Genomic DNA, 22,249 nt, shown 5'->3' with positions numbered 1-22,249 from the left:
GCCTCTCGCGGAGCTCGGGTCAGCCCGCGAGGAGCGCGCGGACGTCTCTCTCTGCTTGCCCGGGCGACGCGGTCCGGCAGCCCTTGTCGACCCAGCCCTGGACGAGCCGCGGCTCGTCGCGCAGCAGCCCCCAGCCGCGGCGCAGCAGCGTGAGCGGGGGCTTGCGCGACTCCCCGAGGTCGCGCAGTAGCCGGAACCAGAACGTCATGACCCGTGGGCGTCGCAGGCAGATCGCGTCGGCCAGGATGCCCTCGGCCCGGCAGGCCTCGACCAGCTCGGCCGCGAAGATCCCCTCGGCGATGACGATGCGCGAGCCCGTGACGTCGAGATGGGTCGTGCCCGTGCGGCGCGAGGTCGGGATGTCGTAGACCGGGACGTCCGAGTGGCCCGTCGTGGCGAGCGAGAGCAGCGCGTCGAGCGCGCCGGCCGCGTCCCAGCTCCCGGGCGAGTCCCAGTCGACGATGCCGAACCGGTGCGGCATGTCCGGGTGGTCGACGTCGCGGTAGAAGTCGTCGAGCGCGACGACCGGCAGCCCCAGGCGACGGGTCAACGACGTCTTGCCCGAGCCCGACGGCCCCGTCAGCAGGACGATCCGTCGGGGTGGGACACGCGTGCCCTCGGGCAGGTCGAAGAGGCCGTTCGTCACCCGACCATTCTCCCAGCCCGCGGACCCGCCCTGGTGCGCGGCGCCGTCGGGCCGGTGAGACGTACGCCCGGGCGCCTGGGTTCGTGCGGGAATCACGTACGTAGCGATCGTGTGGCAGACCCTGATGTGAGGCCTCGGGCCCGCGCCCTAGCGTGGCCGCACACGATGCCGCGGCAACGGTGCCGCAGCCGTGCTGGGGAGGGTCGATCATGCAACGAAGCAGACGGTCCGTGAGGCGATGGCTCGCAGCAGCCGCCGCCACGGCAGCAGTGGCAGTGCCCCTGACGGTGCCGGTGCCCGCAGCGCTCGCGGCCGAGGCGTGCGCGCCCGCCTGGGCGGCCTCGTCGGTGTACACGGGCGGCGCGACCGCGTCGTACGCCGGCTCGAACTACAAGGCGTCGTGGTGGACCCAGGGCGAGGTCCCCGGGACGCAGCAGTGGGGGGCCTGGAAGGTCGTCGGGCCGTGCGGGACGGTCGATCCGACGGGCACGGACCCCACGGGGACCGATCCGACGGGGACCGATCCGACGGGGACCGACCCCACGGGGGACCCCACCGGCGGTGACCCGGGCACACCCATCTCGACGAACCCCCAGGAGAAGTGCCGTCCTGACGGGCTGGCCGTCAACAAGACCGTCGACGTGCCCTACTGCGACGTGTACGACGAGGCCGGCCGCGAGAAGCTGCCGAACGGCCTGGACCGGCGCGTGATCGGCTACTTCACCTCGTGGCGCACGGGCGACGGAGGGACGCCGGCCTACCTCGCGAGCGACATCCCGTGGACCAAGCTGTCGCACATCAACTACGCGTTCGCGCACGTCGGCCCGGACTCGAAGATCTCGGTGAACGCCGAGTCCGCGACGAGCGAGGCGATGGGCCTGACGTTCGCGGGGGCGGAGAACGCGCTCGACCCGACCGTCCCCTACAAGGGGCACTTCAACCAGCTGACCAAGTTCAAGAAGCAGCACCCCGGCGTGCGGACGCTCGTGTCGGTCGGCGGCTGGGCCGAGACGGGAGGCTACCTCGGGGCCGACGGGAACAGGGTCGCCTCGGGCGGCTTCTACACCCTGGACACCCAGGCCGAGTACGACGCGTTCGCGGCCTCCGCGGTCGCGATGGTGCGGACCTACGGGTTCGACGGGATCGACATCGACTACGAGTACCCGACCTCGAACGTCAAGGCCGGGAACCCGGACGACTTCGCGATCGCCGACGCCCGACGCGGACAGCTCTGGAAGAACTACGAGCAGCTCATGAAGACCACGCGCGAGGCCCTCGACAAGGCCGCGGCGCAGGACGGCGAGTACTACATGCTGACGATCGCGGCCCCCGCCTCGGGGTGGCTCCTGCGGGGCATGGAGGTCTTCCAGATCATGCCGTACCTCGACTACGTCAACGTGATGTCGTACGACCTGCACGGGACGTGGAACGACTTCGTGGGCGGCAACGGTGCCCTGTTCGACGACGGCAAGGACGGCGAGCTCGCGGCCGCCGGGGTGTACGGGGCCTACGACGGAATCGGGTACCTCAACGCCGACTGGGCCGCGCACTACTTCCGCGGAGCCGTGCAGGCGGGGCGCATCAACATCGGCGTCCCGTTCTACACGCGCGGCTGGACCAACGTGCAGGGTGGGACCAACGGACTGTGGGGCAAGGCCGCGCTGCCCGACCAGACCAAGTGCCCGCCCGGCACCGGGCCCTCGCTGGGCGGCACGTCCAAGTGCGGCAACGGGGCGGGCGGGATCGACAACGTCTGGTACGACGTCGACAAGGCCGGGGCGAAGATCCCCGCAGGCGGGAACCCGATCTGGCACATGCTCAACCTGCAGAACGGCAAGGTGGGCTCGTACGCCTCGGCGTACGGCGCCCCGACAGGTCCGCTGACGGGGACCTACCAGCACAACTTCGACCCGGTCACCAAGACCGAGTGGTGGTGGAACGCGCAGACGAAGTCGTTCATCTCGGGCGATTCCGACCAGGCGATCCAGGCCAAGGCCGACTACGTCGTCGCGGGCGGATACGGCGGCCTGATGATCTGGGAGCTGGCGGGCGACTACGGCCTGGACGCGGCGAGCGGCGAGTACGGCATGGGCGACAGCCTCGTGACGCGCATGCACTCGACGTTCTCGGCCGCGGCTCCCTACGGCGCGGCCAAGTCCAAGACCGCGACGCCCGCCGAGGCGATCGACCTCGGGGTCTCGTTCTCGGAGTTCGCGCTCGGCGACAACAACTACCCGATCAACCCCCGGGTGACGTTCACCAACAGGTCCTCGGTCGCGATCCCGGCCGGGGCCACGATCTCGTTCGACTTCGCGACGACCACGTCCGCGACGATCGGCGAGCAGAACGGCTGGGGCATCACGACGGTCGCGGGTCACACCGGCAACAACGTGGGTGGGCTCGAGGGAGACCTGCACTCGGCGACGCTCAAGGTCCCGTCGGGGGGCATCCCGGCGGGTGGCTCGGCGTCCACCAAGCTGTCGTGGCGCCTGCCCATGGCGCAGATCTCGAACGTGCGCGTGACGATCGGGGCCACCACGTACGCCACGACCTACGACCACCCGCGCGGAGTCAAGGTCGTGAACCCCGTGGTCTCCGGTGGGACGACGGGTGGGACTCCCGGCGGCACCCCGGGCGGGAGCACCGGTGGTGCCGGGTGCACCGCGGCCGCGTGGCTCGCCGGGACGGCCTACAACGGTGGTGCGCAGGTCACGCACGCGGGCCACAGGTGGTCGGCCCGGTACTGGACGCAGGGCAACGCCCCCGTGGTCAGCGACTGGGGCCCGTGGAAGGACGAGGGGGCCTGCTGACCCCCTGACGGCGGCGTCGAGGTAGAGGGTTCGCGTCGAGGTAGAGGGCTGGAGCCCTCTACCTCGACGGCACCCCTCTACCTCGCGGCGCGTCCCGGCGGCCGTAGGCTTCCGGGGTGACCTCCGCCGAAGCCCTCGCCGCCACCGCCCTCGACTCGATCCGGTCCTGGGCGCCGCTCAGCCCTGCGCAGGCCGCGCTGCGCGAGGAGTACGTGGCGTTCGTCGAGGAGGGCCAGGGGGACGTGATCTTCCGCGGTGGCGCCGAGCACCTGACCGGGAGCTGCTTCGTGCTGACCCCGGACCTGCTGCACGTGCTGCTGTGCTTCCACCGCAAGGGGCAGTTCTGGGTCCAGGTCGGTGGGCACGTCGAGCCAGGTGACGGGAGCCTCGCGGCAGGGGCGTTCCGTGAGGCCCGCGAGGAGAGCGGCATCGAGACGCTCGAGCCCTTCGAGCCCGACGGCGCCCCCGTGGACCTGCACCGGCACGCGCTGTCCTCCCGCTTCGGCACGTGCCTGGTCCACTGGGACGTGGGCTATGTCGCGTTCGCGGACCTCGAGGCGCTGCCCGTCGTGAGCGACGAGAGCGAGGCCGTCGCGTGGTTCCGGGTGGACCGGCTCCCGCCCGACACGCCCGAGGACTTCCCCGTGCGGCTCCGGACTGTCCTCGAGGAGATGACGCACCGCCGTCGGGCCTCCGCCTGACGGGGCGCCCCGCGCCCATGTGTACGCTTGTACACATGACCTTTCCCGACCCCTCCGACCAGCGCCCCATGCGCGAGCGGATGCTCGCAGGCGACCTCTACCTCGCCGACGACCCGCAGATCGCCGCAGACTCGGCGCGCGCCATGTCGCTCAGCCACCGTTTCAACTCCCTGGATCCCACCGAGGGCGCAGCTCGTCGCGAGGTCCTGACCGAGCTGCTCGGTGCGTTCGGCCAGGACAGCGACATCCGCCCGCCCTTCCGCTGCGACCTGGGCTACCAGACGACGATCGGCGCACGCGTGTTCGTCAACTTCAACCTCGTGTGCCTCGACGTCGCGCCCGTCACGATCGGTGACGACGTGCTGATCGGCCCCAACGTCCAGCTCCTGACGCCCACGCACCCGATCGAGCCCGGCCCGCGCCGCGACAAGTGGGAAGGGGCCCAGCCCATCACGATCGGCGACAACGTGTGGCTCGGCGGCGGCGTGACCGTGTGCCCGGGCGTGACGATCGGCGAGAACACCGTGGTGGGCGCCGGGTCGGTCGTGACGCGCGACCTGCCCGCGAACGTCGTGGCGGTGGGCAACCCCGCGCGGGTCCTGCGACACATCGACGCCGAGAGCGCCGCGAGAACCCGGGGGGCCGAGGGCGCCGCCGGTGCCGCTGCCGGCGGCGACCCCGCGTGACCTCGACGTCGCCGCGCCGCGTCGATCCAGACCGCAAGGCCCGGATCGTCGACGCGGCCCTCGACGTCATCGCCGAGCACGGTGTCGCGGGCACCACGCACCGCGTGGTCGCGGCGGCCGCCGACGTGCCGCTCGGATCCATGACGTACCACTTCGAGAACCTCGACGAGCTGCTGCGGCTCGCGTTCGAACGGCACGCGGTCCAGGCGGCTGCGCGCTTCGAGGCCGCCATGGCGACCGTCCCCGAGGGCGGGGACCCGGTCGAGGCGATCGTCGGGCTCGTGTGCGACGAGTCGGGGAACTACCGACGGGACCTGCTCGTCGCGCTCGAGCTCTACGTCCTCGCGGCGCGCAAGCCCGCCTTCCGCACCGTCACCCAGCGGTGGATGGCCGCGAGCCGGGCCGCCCTGCGGCGGCACGTCGACGCGGAGGTCGCGCCCGACGTCGACGCGCTCCTCGAAGGGCTCGTGCTGCACGCGGCGCTCTCGACGGGGTCGGACGGCCGACCGCTCGACCGGCCGCTCGACCCCGAACGCGTGCGCCGCGCGGTGCGGCGTCAGGTGGGCTGAGCGCCGGTCGCTGGTGCCGAGCATGCGGTGGCCGACCGCATGCTCGGCAGCCAGCGGGTGCTCAGCCCAGCAGGATCACGTGCAGCGTGCGCGGCCCGTGCACGCCCTCGACGCGCGAGAGCTCGATGTCGCTCGTCGCGCTCGGCCCCGAGATCCACGTCTGCGGGCGCGTGGGGTGCGCGGCGAGGATCGTCACGGCCTCGGGCAGCGTGTGCACGACGTGCTCGGTCCGCACCACGCACACGTGCAGGTCGGGGACCAGGGTGATCGCCCGGCGCCCCTGGTCGTCCTCGCCGTCCAGGACGATCGTCCCGGTGTCCGCGACGGCCAGCCGGGACGCGGTCAGGACGGCGTCGACCTGGTCGAGCTCGGCCGCGGTCCGGCGGTCCTCGCGCGAGTCGTGCACGACGGCGGTCGCGTCCCCGAGCCCGCCGGTCCAGCCCGGGGGCAGCGCGGGGGGCACGACGACGGAGCGAGCGTCCGCGAGCAACTCGCCCACGGTGCGGGCCAGGTCCTCCTCGGTCGCGGCCCGGTGCACGATCGCCCGGTAGTCGACGAGCCGGTCGACGAGGACCTCGATGGCTGCGGGGGACCCGGGGGAGTGCTCGCCCGTGGTCCGGTACCCGCGCGAGACGGGCGCCTGCTCGGCCACGGCGTCACCGAGGTGCGCGCCGTCGTTGATGACGGCCGCGCGCACGCGGGCCAGGATGTCGTCGCGAGCGCTCATCGGGCGTCTCCGGTGGTCTCGGGGGAAGCGGGGGAGGGCGGCGCCTCCGGGGTGGCGTGCTCGTCAGCCCACCACTCGCGAAAGCTCTGCCGGGGCAGCACAGGCAGGTCGCGCGCGTCGGTCCACTTCGAGCCCGGGAACGGCAGCGACGTGATGCGGCCCTTGCTGCCGCCCAGGACGCGGGTCACGCCGCCGGCCTTCTCCGCGAGCTCGAACCGCCCGGGCGTGGCCATGACGAACGACGCGGCCTTCATGGCGGCGCCCCAGGCCGTGGGGCGGCCCCGGTCCTGGTCTACCTCACGCGCCCGCAGGTGCACGAGCAGCGACGGGATGTCGATCTTCACGGGGCACACGTCGTAGCACGCGCCGCACAGCGTCGAGGCGTACGGCAGCGAGTTGTTGGGGTCGGACCGCCCCGTCGACCCTGTGAGCTGGGGCGTGAGGACCGCGCCGATCGGGCCCGGGTAGACCGAGCCGTACGCGTGCCCGCCCACGCGCTCGTAGACCGGGCACACGTTGAGGCACGCCGAGCAGCGAATGCAGTGCAGGGCCGCGCGGCCCACGTCGTCGGCCAGGGCCTTGCTGCGCCCGTTGTCGAGCAGGACCAGGTGGAACTCCTGCGGGCCGTCGCCCGGTGTGACGCCCGTCCACAGCGACGTGTACGGGTTCATGCGCTCGCCCGTCGAGGACCGGGGCAGGAGCGCCATGAAGACCTCGAGGTCCTGGTACGTGGGGATGAGCTTCTCGATGCCCATGACGGTGATGAGGGTCTCGGGGAGCGTGAGGCACATGCGGCCGTTGCCCTCGGACTCGACGACCGCGAGGGTGCCCGTGTCCGCGACGGCGAAGTTCGCGCCGCTGATCGCGACCTTCGCCGAGAGGAACTTGCGGCGCAGGTGCGCGCGGGCCGCCATGGCGAGCTCGCGCGGCGCGTCGGTCAGGTCGGGCGGTGCGTCGCCCATGCGCTCGAGGAAGATCTCGCGGATCTCCGAGCGGTTGCGGTGGATCGCGGGCACCAGGATGTGGGAGGGCATGTCGTCCGCGAGCTGCACGATGAGCTCGGCGAGGTCGGTCTCGAACGCCGCGATGCCCTCCTCGGAGAGCGCCTCGTTGAGGCCGATCTCCTGCGTGACCATCGACTTGACCTTGACGACCTCGGTCTCGCCCGTGGCCTTGACCAGGTCCGTCACGATCCGGTTGGCCTCGGCGGCGTCCCGGGCCCAGTGCACGACGCCCCCGCGCGCGGTCACGTTGCGCTCGAGCTCTTCGAGGAGGTGCGGGAGGTCGCTCATGACGTGGGCCTTGATGGTCGAGCCCGCGTCGCGCAGCTCCTCCCAGTCGGGCACCTCGCCGACGACCGCCGCTCGCTTGGCACGGATGGTCGAGGTCGCGTGGGCCAGGTTGCGCCGCAGCTGCGTGTTGCCCAGCGCCTGCTTGGCGGCCTCGGGGAACGTCGCGCCCCAGCGCAGCGGGGCGTCGGGGTGGGGCACGTCGTCGGCCCAGCCGGGCCCCGCGGTGGTGCCGGGCGCGCCCTGGTGCGTGCCGCCGTCGGGCAGGGGCTTGGCGCCGCGCCGGGTGGGGAAGCCGAGGAAGGTGCTCATCGTGCGACCCCCGCCGACGAGTTGTCAGAGCTGGGTCGAGGGATACCCCGGTGTGCTTCTGACAACGGATCCACGCCCCGATCAGGGGTCTCGGTGGAGGCGCCCCGCGACGAGGACGCGGGCGTCGCGGCATCGGGGTCCACGAGCGTGGGAGCCGACTGCGTCGAGGCGAGGATCTCCGCGAGGTGCATGGTGCGCACCCCGGAGCGCAGCTTCGAGAGCCCGCCGCCGATGTGCATGAGGCACGAGTAGTCGCCCGCCGTGACGACCTCCGCGCCCGTCGACTTCACGTTCGACATCTTGTCGCTGAGCATCGCGGTCGACGTCTCGGAGTTCTTGAGCGCGAACGTCCCGCCGAACCCGCAGCAGCTCTCGGCCCCGGGCAGCTCGACGAGGTCGATCCCGTCGACCGCCCGCAGGAGCTGGAGCGGCTTGTCGCCCACGCGGATCATGCGCAGCGAGTGGCACGTGGGGTGGTAGGTGACGCGGTGCGGGAAGTGTGCGCCGACGTCGGTCACGCCGAGCACGTCGACCAGCAGCTCGGACAGCTCGTAGGTCTTGGCGGCGAGGGCCTCGGCGGTCGCGCCCAGCTTCTCCTGCCCCGCGCGGCGGCACACCATGGCCTGCTGGTGGCGGATCGAGCCGGTGCACGAGCCCGACGGCACGACGATCGCGTCCCACTCGCCGTCGAGCGCGGGAGCGAAGGTCTCGACGTGGTTCCTGATGACGGGCACCGCCTCGTCGAAGTAGCCCGTGTTGACGTGCATCTGTCCGCAGCACGTCTGCTGCTCGGGGAAGTACACCTCGTGGCCGAGGCGTTCGAGGAGCTGGACGGTGGCCCGGGGGGCCTGGGGGAACATCGCGTCGGCGATGCAGGTGGCGGCGAGGGCGATGCGCACTGGGGACTCCAGCCGGGCAGGGGGCGGTGGGATTCAGTCTGGTCCCGGCGGGCGGCGAGTGCCCGTCGGAGGTACCGCGCGGCCCTCCCGGCCCCTGCTCGGCGCCGAGCAGGCTGTGGTCTGACCACACGATGTCCGAGCCACTGTAGACCATCGAGGGCATGTGGTCAGACCACATGCGGACGGTGTGTCAGAACGGGCAGGGCTCCGCGGTCACGCTGGTCCCGCTCGTCCCCCACGGCACTACGCTGACCTCGTGCGCACCCACGAGATCGTCCTCGCCCGCATCGAGGCCGACCTGGCCGCAGGCCGCTGGGGCCTCGGTGAACGGCTCCCGGCCGAGCGTTCGCTCGCCGAGGAGCTCGGCGTCTCGCGCCCGTCGGTCCGTGAGGCGCTGCGCGTCCTGGAGGCCATGGGCATCGTCCGCACCGCGGTCGGTTCGGGGCCCGACGCCGGAGCCACCGTCATCGACCGGCCCGCCGCGGGCCTGGGGGCGGCCGTGCGTCTGCACGTCGCCTCCGGGACGCTCGTGGTCCGCGACGTCGTGGAGACCCGGGTGCTCCTGGAGACCTGGGCGGTCGGGCAGGCCGCCGCGACCGCCGGCGGCGCGGGACTGTCCGAGGCCGTCGCGCTGCTCGACACCATGGACGACCCCTCGCTCGACCCGGCCCGCTTCCGCGAGCTCGACGCGGCGTTCCACGTGGCCCTCGTCCGGCTCGCGGCCAACGTCCTGGTGGAGGCCGTCATGACGGGCCTGCGGGGTGCGATCGAGTCCTACGTCGAGGCCGGCACGGAGCGGTTGGAGGACTGGCCCCGCACCGCGGTGCGCCTGCGCGCCGAGCACCGCGCGGTCCTCGACGCGGTCGCGCGCGGCGACGGTGCCGGGGCGGCGGACGCGGTGCGCGAGCACATCGAGGGCTTCTACCGCGAGGCGGGGTTGTGAGCCGCGCCCCGCGCCCCGCGCCCCACAGACCGCGAGGTAGAGGGTTGCCGTCCAGGTAGAGGGCTGGGGCCCTCTGTCTCGACGGTTCCCCTCTACCTCGGTGACGACCCTCCACACCGACGACCCTCCACACCGACGACCCTCCACACCGACGACCCTCCACCTCGACGACCCTCCACCTCGACGACCCCCCACCTCGACGACCCTCCACACCGACGACCCTCCACCCCGACGACCCTCCACCCCGACGACCCTCCACACCGACGACCCTCCACACCGACGACCCTCCACACCGACGACCCTCCACCTCGACGACGCCCCGCCCGGGGAGCCCCCGACGTAGGGTTCCCCTGAGCCCACCGGCTGCGCTCGCTCGCCCTGCCCGGTGGACGCCGCTCGACCTCTTGCCGCACCACCAGTCCTGGAGGACCCATGATCATCGACCACCTGGACGTCCTCGCCGCGGCCCAGCGCATCGCGGGGCAGGTGCGGCCGGTCGCGCTCGCGCCCATGGACCCTGGTGCCCTCGGTGCCGCGACGGGTGTCTTCGCGCTCGAGCTCATGCAGCACACGGGCTCGTTCAAGGCCCGGGGTGCCCTGAACTTCGTGGGTGCGCACCTGGATGCGGGCACGCTGCCCGAGGCCGGGATCGTGATCGCGTCGGGCGGGAACGCTGGCATGGCGAACGCGTGGGCAGCGCGGGCCCACGGGGTCCTGGCGACCGTGTTCGTGCCCGAGTCCGCGCCGGCGGTCAAGGTCGCGCGCCTGCGCACGCTCGGCGCCGAGGTCCACCAGGTGGGGTCCGAGTACGCCGAGGCGCTCGACGCCGCGCAGCGCTTCGCGGCCGAGACGGGAGCCCTGGCGTCGCACGCCTACGACAACCCGCTGATCGCGGCGGGGGCGGGCACGCTGATCGAGGAGATCGTCGCGGCCCGGATCGATGTCGACACCGTGGTCGTCGCGGTCGGAGGCGGCGGGTTGTTCAGCGGCGTGGCCGCTGCGGCGCACCCGCACGGGATCAGGGTCGTGGCGGTCGAACCCCGCGGGGCCCAGGCCCTGCACGCCGCGCTCGCGGCGGGCGAGGTAGTCGACGTCCCCGTCGCGTCGGTCGCGGCCGACTCGCTCGGCGCCCGCCGCACCTCCGAGATGGCGCTTTCGCTCGCGCAGAGCGACGGCGTGCGCTCGGTCCTGGTCACCGACGAGGCGATCGTCGCCGCGCGCCGGCACCTGTGGGACGAGCGGCGGCTCGTCGTCGAGCACGGTGCCGCTGCGGCGCTCGCCGCGCTCGAGTCGCGCGCCTACGTGCCCGAGCCGGGCGAGACCGTCGCGGTCGTGCTGTGCGGGGCGAACACGGACCCCTCGGACCTCGTGCGCTGATCGCTGCCCGGCCTGCCTTCCGTCGGGCCGCCGTCCGCAGGCCCGCCCTGTTCCGTTCCGGGCGTGTCACGCGCCCCTGGCGAGCGCGCCCGACCGCGGCGCCCCTGTTGCGCCCCGCGGGGCCCCGTCCCACCCTGGAGGGGCGCGACGTGCCGCCCGGACGCACCCCGTCCGGGCGGCCGCCCGCCGACGTTCCCCCAGGAACCGGGGCGGTTCTCGCGCGTTCAGGTCACGTCCCGCCGATCGTCGGACGCCAGCGCCCGACGGTCCCCAGCGCCCACCGGCCGCCAGGAAGGACCCTGCGATGAGCGACACCGCGCGACCCACGACCCAGGCCCCGGGCGAACCCGAGCTGGTGCTGTCCAAGGGCACGGTCTACGTGATCTTCAGCGCCCTGCTGGCTGCGATGTTCCTGTCCGCGCTGGACCAGTCCGTGGTGGGCACGGCGCTGCCCACGATCGTGGGGGACCTCGGTGCGGCCCAGGACGAGGGGTGGATCATCACGGCCTACCTCCTCGCGATCGCGATCGTGATGCCGATCTACGGCAAGATCGGCGACCTGCGGGGGCGTCGTCTGCCGTTCCTCGTCGCGATCGCGATCTTCGTGGTCGGCTCGACGGGTTCGGCGCTGTCGTCGTCGTTCGTGGACCTCGTGGTGTGGCGCTCGGTCCAGGGGCTCGGGGCCGGGGGCCTGGTCATCCTGAGCCAGGCGATCATCGCCGACATCGTCTCGGCCCGGGACCGCGGCCGGTACATGGGTCCCATGGGGGCGGTGTTCGGGATCGCCACGGTCGCGGGACCGCTGCTGGGCGGCTGGTTCACGGACGGGCCGGGGTGGCGCTGGTGCTTCTGGCTCAACGTCCCGATCGGCCTGATCGCGTTCGGGATCGCCTGGTTCAAGCTCCGGCTCCCGTCGCGCACGCCGAGCAAGCGGTTCGACGTCGGGGGCGCGCTCCTGATGGCGGTCACGACCGCGGGCATCGTGCTCCTCACGAGCTGGAGCTCGATCACGAGCGCGAAGAAGTACGACTGGAGCAGCCCGGCCCTGCTCACGGTGCTGGTCGTGACGGTGCTCGCGCTGATCGCCTTCCTGGTCGTCGAGACCCGTGTGGCCGACCCCCTCATCCCGCTCCACCTGTTCCGGAGCCGGACGTTCTCGGTCTCGGTCTCGATCGCCCTGATCCTCGGGATGACGATGTTCGCGGCGCTGTCGTTCCTGCCGACCTTCCTGCAGATGGCCCACGGCTACGGCGCGACCGAGTCGGGGCTGCTCATGCTGCCCATGACGGTGGGCCTGATGATCACGGCGATCGGCTCGGGTCTGCTCATCGCGCGCAGCGGGAGGTACAAGATCTACCCGATCCTCGGGATGGGGATCGCGACGGTGGGGCTGGTCCTGCTCACGCAGCTCACGGCCGACATCTCGATGCTGACGTTCGGCGCGATGATCTTCGTGCTCGGGTTCGGGCTGGGCCTCGTGCTGCAGACCATCGTGATCGCGGTGCAGAACTCGGTCGCCCCCGAGATGGTGGGAGTGGCGACGTCCACCAACAACTTCTTGCGCGAGATCGGGGCCGCGGTCGGCACCAGCGTGTTCTCGACCGTGTTCACCTCGAAGCTGACGTCCAACCTGGCCGACGCGACCAAGGAGCTGCCGGCGAGCGAGATGCCCAAGGACTTCGGTCCGGACGCTCTCACACCGGATGCCGTCAAGGAGCTGCCGGCGGCGCTGCACGACCTCGTCGTCAACGCCTACACCGACGCGCTCGCGCCGGCCTTCTGGTACCTGGTCCCGCTCGGGGTGCTGGGCTTCGTCATCGCGTTCTTCATGAAGGAGCTCAAGCTCTCCGACCAGGCGGGTCTGGTGGCGAGGGGCGCAGCGGTCGCGAAGTGAGGTCCGCCGGTCACCGGCCCGGGTCGCCCTGATGCCCGACGGCGGAGCGCACCCAGGTACGTGGGTGCGCTCCGCCGTCGGGCACCTCTCAGTGGGGGTAGCGGTTCGCCCCCGGGAACTCTCCCAGCTGCTCGGGGAGGGCGCCGATCGCAGCCACCTGCGCCGCGGGGGTCTGCATGGCCCAGTTCATCCACCCGGGGATGAACGAGTTGCCGGCGACGACGGCGCCGGTGTGGGTGATGTGGATGTGGCCCACGACGCAGAGCGTCATACCGCCGAACTGGACGAACGTGTACGCGTACCGGGTGTCACGGGCAGTCGACGTGTTGACGAAGACCGACGCCGCGAAGTCTGCGGCGTGGACCAGGTTGGTCGCGTCGGCGTTGGTGAACGGGACGGGAAAGCCGTTGACGCACTTGTTGGGATCCCAGGGCATGGTTCTCTCCTTCAGTCGGGTCGATCGAGTGGTTGGTCGGGTGGAGCTCGCGCTGAGGTAGGGGCCCGTGCGGTGCGTCAGCCGACCGCACCGGTGCCGCGCTCGACCGCGCGCGTGGCGCCCGGCCACACCCCGTAGAGGTCGATGATGATCTGGCCGTTGGGGAACTGGCCCACGGGCGACGGCCAGTTGAACCGGTGCTTCTCGTCGTCGAACATCCCCTTGAAGGCCAGGTCGAGCTGGAGGCCCGTCGCGTTCACGGGGATGGGGTTCATCGCGGTCGCCCGCCCGCCGGAGACGGACGCGCTGGACGAGTGCTGGACGCCGTCGACCGTGTAGGTGGCGGTGGCGTCGACGATGTACGTCCCGCTGTGGGAGTCGTCGAGCAGGATCGAGATCCCCGAGAGGTTGTTGGTCCAGCCGAGTACCGGGGTCTGTCCCACGAACGACGCGAACTGGTAGGCGACGGGCATCAGGGTGGTCGCGACGACGTTCGGGTCGGCCGGCCACAGGTGCTGCTCGAACGAGCTGCTGGACTTCGTCTGCGCGTAGGAGCCCTTCGCGTCGCCGCCTGCGTTGCCCGCCATGGCGTTGGTGGCGCCGACCGATCCCGTGATCGAGAACGACGAGTTCGAGGACTGGGCCCCGAGGTTGAGCCCGCTCACGGCCATGAGGGCCTGCGTGATGATGCCGAACCCCTGCGTGATCTGCCCGTTCTGGTACATCCCGGCGCTCTTGGCCTGCGCGACGAGCCAGTCGTGGTGCGTGCCGATCTGGCTCAGGGGGGACGCGAGGTAGGACTGGTTGGCGAGCAGGAAGGTCGAGCTCAGCGAGCCCTCGTGCCCGAACTTCCAGGTCAGCTCGAGACCGGCGTCGACCTTGGTCCCGGTGTCGGGGTCGACGACGGAGCCGTTGAGGTTGACGGCCGCAGAGGTCGTCGAGACGTCCGACGACTGGACCTTCCACTCGTTGGACGGTGACGTCGTGGTCGCGATGTCCGCACTCGGGAGGGTCGAGACGTACTGGAAGGCGCCCGTCGTCGGGGTGACGATGCCGACGGCCCCCGCCGCGACGTGCGCGTCCAGGCTCCAGTTGCCCCAGTAGGACGGTTGGGTGTTACGCAGCATCTGGGTGAATCCCAGGTTCCAGTTGGTGCTCATCAGGTCCTCCATCTCATTGCAGGACGGCGCCGGGCGGCGCCGAGAACCTCCTCATCGGAGCAGGGCCGGCGCACCGGGCGGCACGGTGGGACGTCGCCCGGCCGACGGGTGCGGCGGGCGTCACCGCACGGCGTCGGCTTCGCGACGAGCGGTCGCGTGACCGCGCCGCACGCGGGCGTCCCGGGCGCGCACGGGAGGTCGCCGTGAGTCCGGGCGCTGCCCCGCGCGTCGCCGCGGAGGGCGGACCGGACCTGTCCGGACGCGCGGTTCGCGGCGTGCGGAGCGGACCGATCCCCTCGCCGGACGTCGTCCTGGCGCACGATGGGCGACGAGCTCCGTGCGTCCGCCACGCGGTCGGCGAGGTCGGGCGCTTCCTGCTGTGCGGGGAGCGACGGCTGGAGGACCCCCGGGCGTCACGGACCCGCACCGCCAGGTTCAGAGAGAATGTCCTCCGATCGCCGCCTACCATGCGTCTATGAGTCCTGAGCCCGCTCGCGACCATGCTGTCCCCCCGAAGATCGGGGCCGAGTGAGTCCGGCGGACTCCCAGCGCGTGCGGCGCGAGTTGCGGGTGATCGGGCCGTTCCAGGTGCGCGTGGACGGACAGGTGCGCCCGATGCCGCACAGCGCGGAGCGGGTGCTCGCCGTCGTGGCGCTCGTGGGTCCGCTCGCCCGGTCGCGCGCCGCGGCCCTGCTCTGGCCCGATGCGAGCCCGTCCCGCGCCGGCGCCAACCTCCGCGCAGCGCTCTCCCGGCTCGGCGACGTCGCGGAGGGGTTCGTCCACCTCTCGGGTGAGGTGCTCGCGCTCGCGGAGGAGGCATCGCTCGACCTCGACACCGCCTTCGCATGGATCAACGCGACCATCTACGACGACGTGCTGCCGGCAGCCGGTGCACCGCCCGCGTGGATCGGTCGGACTCTGCTCCCTGGGTGGGGGGACGGCTGGCTCACCGGTCCCAACGAGCGGTTGCAGATGCTCGAGGCGCAGGCGCTCGGGAGCGCCGCGGAGCGGCTCCTTGCCGCAGGGCACCCCGACGGCGCCCTGCCGTACGCCCTCTCGGCGGTCGAGGTGCAGCCGTGGTCGGAGAGCGCCAACCGGCTCACGATCGAGATCCATGCCCGCAGGGGGGACCCGAGCAACGCCCTGCGGCACTACCGTCGCTTCCGGCACGCGCTCGGGCTGGAGCTCGGCGTCGAACCCGGCCCCGACATCCGGGCGGCGATCCGGCAGCTCTACCCGTTCGGCAACCCGCTGGTCGAGGCCGTCGACCCGCAGGCGGCGCGCAGGTGAGCTGCCGGTCCCCGGTCGCCCTGACGCCCGACGGCGGAGCGCACCCAGGTACGTGGGTGCGCTCCGCCGTCGGGCATCAGGGCAGGAGGGTCAGCCGAAGATCTCGTCCTCGAGCAGGACCACGCCCTCGAGGCGGTTGCGCACCGACGTCACACGCCAGCGGTCCGGGAAGAGCGCCAGGTACTCGCCGTCCTCGCGCTGGAGGACCTCGACGCCGGGCTGCTCGTTGAGCTGCGCGACCCAGTCCTTCGTGGTCCTCAGCGCCATGGAGTAGCCCAGGCGGTCGAGCGACACGGGCGCGTTGAACTCGGTCGCCATGCGGTGCTCGGCGACCTCGAACTGCATGGGGCCCACCACGGCCAGGACCGGCGCCTGGTCACCTCGCAGGTCGGAGCGCAGGACCTGGACGACGCCCTCGGCGCCGAGCTGCATGACGCCGCGCTGGAACTGCTTGTAGCGCGAGACGTCCTTGGCGCGCATGACCGCGAAGTGCTCGGGGGCGAACGTCGGCAGCGGCGGGAACTCGACCTTCTTGTCCAGGTAGAGCGTGTCGCCCACGCGCAGGCCTGCCGCGTTGACGAGCCCCACGACGTCGCCCGGGTAGGCCGTGTCGACGATGGTGCGCTCGCGACCGAAGACCTGCTGCGCGTACTTGGTCGCGAACGGCTTGCCCGTGCGGGCCGAGCTCACGACCATGCCGCGCTCGAACACGCCCGAGCAGATGCGCGCGAACGCGAGCCGGTCGCGGTGCGCGGTGTCCATGCCGGCCTGCATCTTGAAGACGAACGCGCTGAAGGGCGCCTCGACCGGGCGGGTGTCCTCGGTGACCGTGACGCGGGGCGACGGTGAGGGCGCGACGTCGACCAGGACGTCGAGCAGCGCGTGGACGCCGAAGTTCTGCACGGCGGACCCGAACAGGACGGGCGTCGTCTGCCCGGCCAGGAACGTCTCCTGGTCGTGGTCGCCGTTGGAGTCGGCGAGCAGCTCGGCCTCCTCGACCGCGGTGGTCCAGGCATCGCCCTCGCGCGCCACGGCCGCGTCCGGGTCCATGACCTCCTCGGGGGCGATCGTGGTGCCGCCGGCCGTGCGCGTGTAGTGCACGTACTGCCCCGTGCGGCGGTCCAGCACGCCCCGGAAGTCGCCGCCGACACCCACGGGCCACGTGAGGGGCGTGGGGACCAGGCCCGTGCGCTCCTGGATCTCGTCCATGAGCTCGAGCGCGTCCTTGCCCGGACGGTCCCACTTGTTGATGACCGTGATGAGCGGGATGCCGCGGTGCTTGCAGACCGCGAAGAGCTTCATGGTCTGGACCTCGAGGCCCTTGGCGGCGTCGACCAGCATGACCGCGGCGTCGACCGCGGACAGCACGCGGTACGTGTCCTCGGAGAAGTCCGCGTGCCCCGGGGTGTCGACCAGGTTGATCATCGCGTCGCGGTACGTGAACTGGAGGGCGGCGGACGTGATCGAGATGCCACGGTCCTGCTCCATGTCCATCCAGTCGGACACCGTGCGCCGGCCCGCCTTGCCGTCGGCGCGGCCCGCCTCGCGGATCGCATTGGCGTGCAGCGCGAGCGCCTCGGTGAGCGTCGACTTGCCGGCGTCAGGGTGGCTGATGACCGCGAACGAGCGGCGGCGCGAGGCCTCCGCGAGGACGGTCGCCTGCTCCTTCGCCGGGCTCGCCGGGGTGGTGGTGCTGGAGGGCGTGGTGGGCTGGTCCGCTGAGGGCACTGGAACGTCCTGTGGCTTCCTGCAGTTTCCTGCGCGATCGAGGGCAAGGGGGCGGGGCGCATCCGCGCGGGACGCAGCACCCAGCTCTCCATTCTCCCGCGAGATCGAGCCGGCCGTGACCACGTCGGCGACGGCTCACTCCGGGGCGGGATCACCGCGGCTCAGCCGGATCTCCTCGAGGTCGAGCCGGGCCTGCACCTGCCGCAGGACGGTGTCGTCGATCGCCCGCTGGTCGCGCAGGCGCACGACCGTCTCGCGCTTGCGAGCGAGCAGCGCGAGGCGCAGCTCGGTGTACTCGTCGTCGAGGAGCACCGCGGGGTCGGGGTCGTCCCCCTCGCCGTCCCGGGCGCGGAGCAGCGTGAGGTGCTCCTCGTACTCGCCACGCAGCCGGTCGACGACCGACGGGTCGGTGCCGAGCGACGCCGCGACGTCCGGGAGCGCGTCGAGGGCCTCCTGTGCCGCGGTCTCGTCGGCGAGCCGACGTTCGCGAGCCAGCCCGTCGTCGTCGGGCAGGCGCGCCCACCGGATCGTCGGGGCCAGCAGGAGCCCCTGGACGACGAGCGTCGTCGCGACCACGCCGCACGTGATGAAGACGATGAGGTCGCGGTCGGGGAAGGGCGCGCCCGAGCTCAGGTGCGTGGGCACCGCGAGCGCCGCGGCCAACGAGACCGCGCCCCGGAAGCCCGCGACCGTGCTGACCGCGCGCGCCCGGTTCGTGACGCGCCGCCCGCGCTGGGACGGACGCCGGTCGACGAGCCGGATCGTGTAGGCCGAGAGCACGAGGAAGGCGAACCGCACCACGAGGATGACCACGCACACGACCGCGACGCCGACGATCGCCGTGACGAGGTCCTCGGACACCAGGTTGCGCACAGCGGACTGCGCCTCGAGCCCTACGAGCACGAACAGCGACGCGTTGATGAGGTAGGTCGAGACCGACCAGAACGCGACGGTCTGCTGCCGCGTGGCCGCGCGCCCGATGCGCGGCCCGACCTGGCTCATGACGAGACCGCACACGACCACGGCCAGCACGCCGGACGCCTCGATCAGCTCGGCGAGCAGGAACGCCGTGAACGGGATGAGCAGGACGACCACGTTGCCGAGCAGCGGGTCGTCGATGCGGCGCCGGGCGAGGACCGCGAGCCACGCGACGAGCAGGCCCACCGCGATCCCTCCGCCGTACGCGAGCACGAACAGCCACGTCACGTGCCCGGCGCCGAGCGTCTCCTCGCCCACGGTCACGCCCACCGCGACGCCGTAGAGGACGAGCGCGGTGCCGTCGTTGACGAGGCTCTCGGCCCGCAGGACCGTGACCGTGCGCCGGGGCAGGGCGCGTGCGAGGACGCCGACGGCGGTCGCGTCGGTCGGGGCGACCGCCGCACCCAGGACCCACGCGGGACCCCACGGCAGACCCAGCGCGTGGGCGGCGGTCGCGACGGCCGCCGCGGTGACGACCACGAGCAGCGTGCTCGTCAGGACGATCCCGCGCAGGGTCGCGCGGATCTCGCGCAACGAGATGGTGATGGCCTCCCAGTAGAGGAGCACGGGGAGGAAGACGAGCAGCATGAGCTCGGGAGGCAGGTGCACCTGCCGCAGGGCGGGCACGAACCCGAGGACGATCCCCGCGACGAGCAGCAGGATCGGGTCGGCGACCCTCGTGCGGCGAGCGAGGATCCCGCACACGACGATGACCACGCCGAGGACCACGACGAGCTCGAGGCCGATCACCGCTGCCTCCTGGGGGGTCTCGTGCGCCTGCCACGCCTGGGCGGCCGGTGGTCAGGGTGCCGGGCCCGTGGCACGGGCCCAGGCCCGCTCGTGGCTACTTCGCCGTCGGGATCGGGTGGCCCTCGGAGGCCTGCACGACGACGATGCCGCGACCCGTGAGACCGAGCTGGTACGCCTCGCCCGACCCGCGGCCGATCGCGGCCGAGAGCTTCGCGGTCTTGCGGATCGTGGACGTGAGCGAGCTCGACCACAGGACCGCGGCCTGCATGTCGACGTACGTGGGCTCGTCGACGTCGAGGACCACGGGCGTCCCGTACGCCGTCACGGCGAGCGCGCCCGTGCCCGTGAACGTGGTGTTGAAGAGTCCGCCGCTCATCATGGACGCACCCTCGACGCGGTTGATGTCCCACGTGAGGGTGCTCTCGAACGCGAGGACGTTCGAGCCGTTGACCGTGACGGACTCGCCCTCCAGGTGCAGGACGAACACCTGGTCCGCGTCCTGGGCGAGGAACACGTCGCCGCTGCCCGAGACCTTCATGAGGGACATGCCCTCACCCGTGAAGGCCTTCTTGAACATCTTGGCGACACCGCCCGAGCCCTCGTACGCGAAGTCGACGTCGCCCTGGTACGCGACCATGGAGCCCTGCCGGGCGTAGAAGAAGCCGCCCGTGCCCGCGAGGTCGACCTTGAGCATGCGGTCGTTCTGCAGCTGGAAGCTCCCCGGCTCGCCGGGCTGTTCGGTGTGGTTCATGAGTGTGCTGCGCATGGCACCGATCATCCGGCACACGGGATGCCGCTGCACTCGCGAGGACACCGGGCACGACCTAGGTCGCCGCGACGAACCCGGTCGAGAACAGGGCGGCGACGACCGCCCCGGCCGTCACGACCACGAACGTCACGAACACCAGACGCTCGACCCCGGGGCTGCGGGACCACGCCTGTCGGCGGGCGACGAGCAGGAGGACCAGCCCTGCGAGGACGACGGCCGCAGCGACCACGGCGGCCGCCGTCCGGGTGCTCTGCGCCGGGCAGGGAGGCAGCATGTCCAAGGAGCCGTCCGGCCCACCCCCGCCCGCAGCGCACGCGACCTCGAGCGTCGCGCTCCACGCGAGCAGCGCCAGTGCGGCGACGGCCACCACGACGGCACGACGGACCGGGTGGACCGGAGCACGCGGATGCCCGGTCTCGTGGGGGCTCGTCGCAACCTCGTCGTCGGGCATCGCAGCAGTCTGGCAACTACCGCGCCTTCCCGCCAGCCCCGCCGGCTCGCCGACCCGGACCCGGCCGCACCCGACCACGGCTCGCAGCGCGCCCACCGGCGCGCCGCCGCTGCCCACAGGTTCCCGGGGAGACGATGGCCCGATGAGCGCGCAGAGCGAGACCGTCGGTCGGGTGCAGGTCGTGACGAGCCATGGCGCGGTCGAGGGGACAGTCGCCCACGGCGTCGAGCGGTTCCTCGGCGTCCCGTACGCGGCTCCGCCGTTCGGCGCGCGCCGCTTCGCGCCTCCCCGTCCGGTCGAGCCGTGGGACGGCGTCCGGGACGCGACGCGCCACGGGGCCACGGCGCCCCAGTCGCCCTACCCTGGGGCGCTCGGGGCCCTGCTGCCGACCGCGACGGTCCTGGGGGAGGACGTCCTGCACGTCAACGTCTTCACCCCGGCAGACCGAGGCGCCGACCTGCTCCCCGTCGTGGTGTGGGTGCACGGCGGCTCGCTCGCGCACGGGTCCAACGCGCTCGCGGGCTACGACGGCACGCGGTTCGCCCAGGACGGCGTCGTGCTCGTCGGCGTCAACTACCGGCTCGGGGCCGAGGGGTTCTCGGTGCTCGACGGCGCTCCCCGCAACCTCGGCCTGGCCGACCAGCTCGCCGCGCTGCGCTGGGTCCAGGACGAGGTCGCGGCGTTCGGTGGCGACCCGCGCCGGGTGACGCTCGCGGGCCAGTCGGCCGGGGGCAACACGGTCTCGGCGATCCTCGCGCACCCCTCGGCCCCCGACCTGGTCGCCCGGGCGATCGTCCAGAGCGGCCCCCTGTCCGCCCAGCCGGCCGCGAGGGCGGGGCGCATCACGCGCGCCATGGGCAAGGACCTGGGGGTCCCGACGACGCGCGCAGGCTTCGCGACCGTCCTGCCCGAGGCGCTCGTCGCCTCGCAGGACCGCGTGACCGCGGGGGCCACGCCGCTCACGGGAGGGCCCGGGTTCGCGCTCGTCCTCGACGACGACCTGGTGCCCCGCACGCCCCAGGACGCGCTCGTCGCAGGCGCCGGGAGCACGATCCCGCTGCTGATCGGGGCCACGACCGAGGAGTACCGCCTCTGGTTCGTGCCCACGGGGCTGCTGGGCCGGTTCCGGTGGTGGCACCTGGCCGTGGCGCGGCGCAAGGTCGGCATCTCGGCCCGGGCCGTCCGCCTGTTCCGGCGCAACCGCCCCGGGGCGACCGCGGGGGAGCTCCTCGGGGCGCTCGCGACCGACGTCCTGCTGCGCGTCCCGCTCCAGCAGGTCGCCGACGCGCGCCGGTCCGCCGGCGCGGAGACGTTCGTGTACGAGTTCGCGTGGCGCAGCCCGGTCCAGGACCTCGGTGCCGCGCACGCGGTCGAGCTCGGGTTCGTGTTCGACGGTCTCGCGACGACCGACTCCGTCGCGCTCGCGGGCCCCGACGCCCCGCAGTCGCTCGCGACCGCGATGCACGGCGCCTGGGTCGCGTTCGCGACCTCGGGCGACCCGGGCTGGCAGCGCTGGGACGAGACCCGGCCCGTGCGGGTCTTCGACGGCGAGGGCGACCCCGTGGTCCTCGCGCCGCGCGACGACGAACGGGCCGCGCTCGACGCGCCCTGAGATTTTCAGGAGAGGCCGCGCGGGGCGAAGATCTTCCCGTGCACAGCAGCCGCCCCGACACCGACGTCCTCGACGCCTCGTCCTCCGTACCGCCCGCCCGACCGTCCACCGCCGCGGACCCGCTCACCGGCCGGACCGGCCCCAACGCCTGGAGGCTCTACCGGGCCACGGGTCCCACCCGGGCCGGGCGCGGCGGCGCCGTCCCGGGTGGGACCCGTGGCC

General features: G+C 72.6%; 20 protein-coding genes. 10 read left to right on the top strand and 10 right to left on the bottom strand.

Translation table 11 applies throughout. From position 1 onward, the window contains the following. Positions 1-19: 19 nt before the first annotated feature. Positions 20-646: a uridine kinase family protein gene (locus tag OERS_RS11375; RefSeq protein WP_068625851.1), complete on the bottom strand. Its 627-nt coding sequence runs from the start codon at positions 644-646 to the stop codon at positions 20-22. A 230-nt stretch (positions 647-876) separates the two neighbouring features. Here OERS_RS11375 and OERS_RS11370 point away from each other — a divergent pair, with 230 nt between their 5' ends. From OERS_RS11370 to OERS_RS11355, 4 genes are all read left to right on the top strand, one after another. Continuing rightward, positions 877-3,456, top strand: a complete 2,580-nt coding sequence (locus tag OERS_RS11370) for a glycosyl hydrolase family 18 protein (RefSeq protein ID WP_211268471.1) — start codon at positions 877-879, stop codon at positions 3,454-3,456. A 116-nt stretch (positions 3,457-3,572) separates the two neighbouring features. Then, positions 3,573-4,157, top strand: coding sequence for an NUDIX hydrolase (locus OERS_RS11365; RefSeq protein WP_068625849.1), 585 nt, complete (start codon positions 3,573-3,575; stop codon positions 4,155-4,157). Between the two features lie 35 nt (positions 4,158-4,192). After that, positions 4,193-4,843, top strand: coding sequence for a sugar O-acetyltransferase (locus OERS_RS11360; protein WP_231907786.1), 651 nt, complete (start codon positions 4,193-4,195; stop codon positions 4,841-4,843). Continuing rightward, positions 4,840-5,412, top strand: a complete 573-nt coding sequence (locus OERS_RS11355) for a TetR/AcrR family transcriptional regulator (RefSeq protein WP_068625848.1) — start codon at positions 4,840-4,842, stop codon at positions 5,410-5,412. Before OERS_RS11360 ends, OERS_RS11355 begins: the two co-directional genes overlap by 4 nt. A 61-nt stretch (positions 5,413-5,473) precedes the next feature. On the opposite strand, the gene OERS_RS11350 is transcribed toward OERS_RS11355, so the two are convergent. The 3 genes from OERS_RS11350 to OERS_RS11340 are packed head-to-tail and all read right to left on the bottom strand — an operon-like array spanning position 5,474 to position 8,639. Continuing rightward, the gene (locus OERS_RS11350) at positions 5,474-6,139 is read right to left on the bottom strand and encodes a LutC/YkgG family protein (protein ID WP_056649519.1); all 666 of its coding nucleotides are present in this window, start codon (positions 6,137-6,139) and stop codon (positions 5,474-5,476) included. Then, the gene (locus OERS_RS11345; RefSeq protein WP_083201391.1) at positions 6,136-7,740 is read right to left on the bottom strand and encodes a LutB/LldF family L-lactate oxidation iron-sulfur protein; all 1,605 of its coding nucleotides are present in this window, start codon (positions 7,738-7,740) and stop codon (positions 6,136-6,138) included. Before OERS_RS11345 ends, OERS_RS11350 begins: the two co-directional genes overlap by 4 nt. Further along, complete coding sequence (locus OERS_RS11340; protein WP_083201390.1) at positions 7,737-8,639, bottom strand: (Fe-S)-binding protein; 903 nt, start codon at positions 8,637-8,639, stop codon at positions 7,737-7,739. Before OERS_RS11340 ends, OERS_RS11345 begins: the two co-directional genes overlap by 4 nt. A 256-nt stretch (positions 8,640-8,895) precedes the next feature. On the opposite strand from OERS_RS11340, the gene OERS_RS11335 reads away from it, so the two are divergent. From OERS_RS11335 to OERS_RS11325, 3 genes are all read left to right on the top strand, one after another. Beyond that, a complete protein-coding gene (locus OERS_RS11335; protein ID WP_068625847.1) occupies positions 8,896-9,582 on the top strand; it encodes a FadR/GntR family transcriptional regulator in 687 nt (228 codons plus the stop codon). 435 nt (positions 9,583-10,017) lie between these two features. Next, entirely contained in the window at positions 10,018-10,959 is a 942-nt protein-coding gene (locus OERS_RS11330) for a serine/threonine dehydratase (RefSeq protein ID WP_248948522.1), read from the top strand. A 304-nt stretch (positions 10,960-11,263) separates the two neighbouring features. Next, positions 11,264-12,853, top strand: a complete 1,590-nt coding sequence (locus OERS_RS11325) for an MDR family MFS transporter (RefSeq protein ID WP_068625845.1) — start codon at positions 11,264-11,266, stop codon at positions 12,851-12,853. 88 nt (positions 12,854-12,941) lie between these two features. Here OERS_RS11325 and OERS_RS11320 read toward each other — a convergent pair whose 3' ends face one another. Continuing rightward, the gene (locus OERS_RS11320) at positions 12,942-13,289 is read right to left on the bottom strand and encodes a hypothetical protein (RefSeq protein ID WP_068625844.1); all 348 of its coding nucleotides are present in this window, start codon (positions 13,287-13,289) and stop codon (positions 12,942-12,944) included. Between the two features lie 77 nt (positions 13,290-13,366). Next, a complete protein-coding gene (locus OERS_RS11315; protein WP_068625879.1) occupies positions 13,367-14,449 on the bottom strand; it encodes a hypothetical protein in 1,083 nt (360 codons plus the stop codon). Between the two features lie 615 nt (positions 14,450-15,064). Here OERS_RS11315 and OERS_RS11310 point away from each other — a divergent pair. After that, entirely contained in the window at positions 15,065-15,739 is a 675-nt protein-coding gene (locus OERS_RS11310) for an AfsR/SARP family transcriptional regulator (protein ID WP_139107800.1), read from the top strand. Between the two features lie 90 nt (positions 15,740-15,829). On the opposite strand, the gene OERS_RS11305 is transcribed toward OERS_RS11310, so the two are convergent. The 4 genes from OERS_RS11305 to OERS_RS11290 all read right to left on the bottom strand — a co-directional run bounded on the left by OERS_RS11305 (position 15,830) and on the right by OERS_RS11290 (position 20,415). Further along, positions 15,830-17,467 carry a peptide chain release factor 3 gene (locus OERS_RS11305; protein ID WP_056763067.1) on the bottom strand — a complete coding sequence of 546 codons (1,638 nt, stop codon included), beginning with the start codon at positions 17,465-17,467 and terminating at the stop codon, positions 15,830-15,832. Positions 17,468-17,602: 135 nt separating this feature from the next. Next, on the bottom strand, positions 17,603-19,195 hold the full coding sequence (locus OERS_RS11300) for a Na+/H+ antiporter (protein WP_068625842.1): 1,593 nt from the start codon (positions 19,193-19,195) through the stop codon (positions 17,603-17,605). A gap of 94 nt (positions 19,196-19,289) precedes the next feature. Next, the gene (locus tag OERS_RS11295; RefSeq protein ID WP_056649968.1) at positions 19,290-19,961 is read right to left on the bottom strand and encodes an AIM24 family protein; all 672 of its coding nucleotides are present in this window, start codon (positions 19,959-19,961) and stop codon (positions 19,290-19,292) included. Positions 19,962-20,019: 58 nt separating this feature from the next. Further along, positions 20,020-20,415 (bottom strand): hypothetical protein, encoded by a 396-nt coding sequence (locus tag OERS_RS11290; protein ID WP_068625841.1) that lies wholly within the window; start codon positions 20,413-20,415, stop codon positions 20,020-20,022. A gap of 142 nt (positions 20,416-20,557) precedes the next feature. Here OERS_RS11290 and OERS_RS11285 point away from each other — a divergent pair, with 142 nt between their 5' ends. Together OERS_RS11285 and OERS_RS21750 are read left to right on the top strand one after the other, a co-directional pair. Further along, positions 20,558-22,027, top strand: coding sequence for a carboxylesterase/lipase family protein (locus tag OERS_RS11285; RefSeq protein ID WP_068625840.1), 1,470 nt, complete (start codon positions 20,558-20,560; stop codon positions 22,025-22,027). 38 nt (positions 22,028-22,065) lie between these two features. Next, the coding region (locus OERS_RS21750; protein ID WP_211268470.1) for a hypothetical protein at positions 22,066-22,249 on the top strand (184 nt) is incomplete at its 3' end.

Source organism: Oerskovia enterophila (assembly GCF_001692445.1).
Taxonomy (GTDB): domain Bacteria; phylum Actinomycetota; class Actinomycetes; order Actinomycetales; family Cellulomonadaceae; genus Oerskovia; species Oerskovia enterophila.
This window is presented reverse-complemented; position numbering and strand designations above follow the sequence as displayed.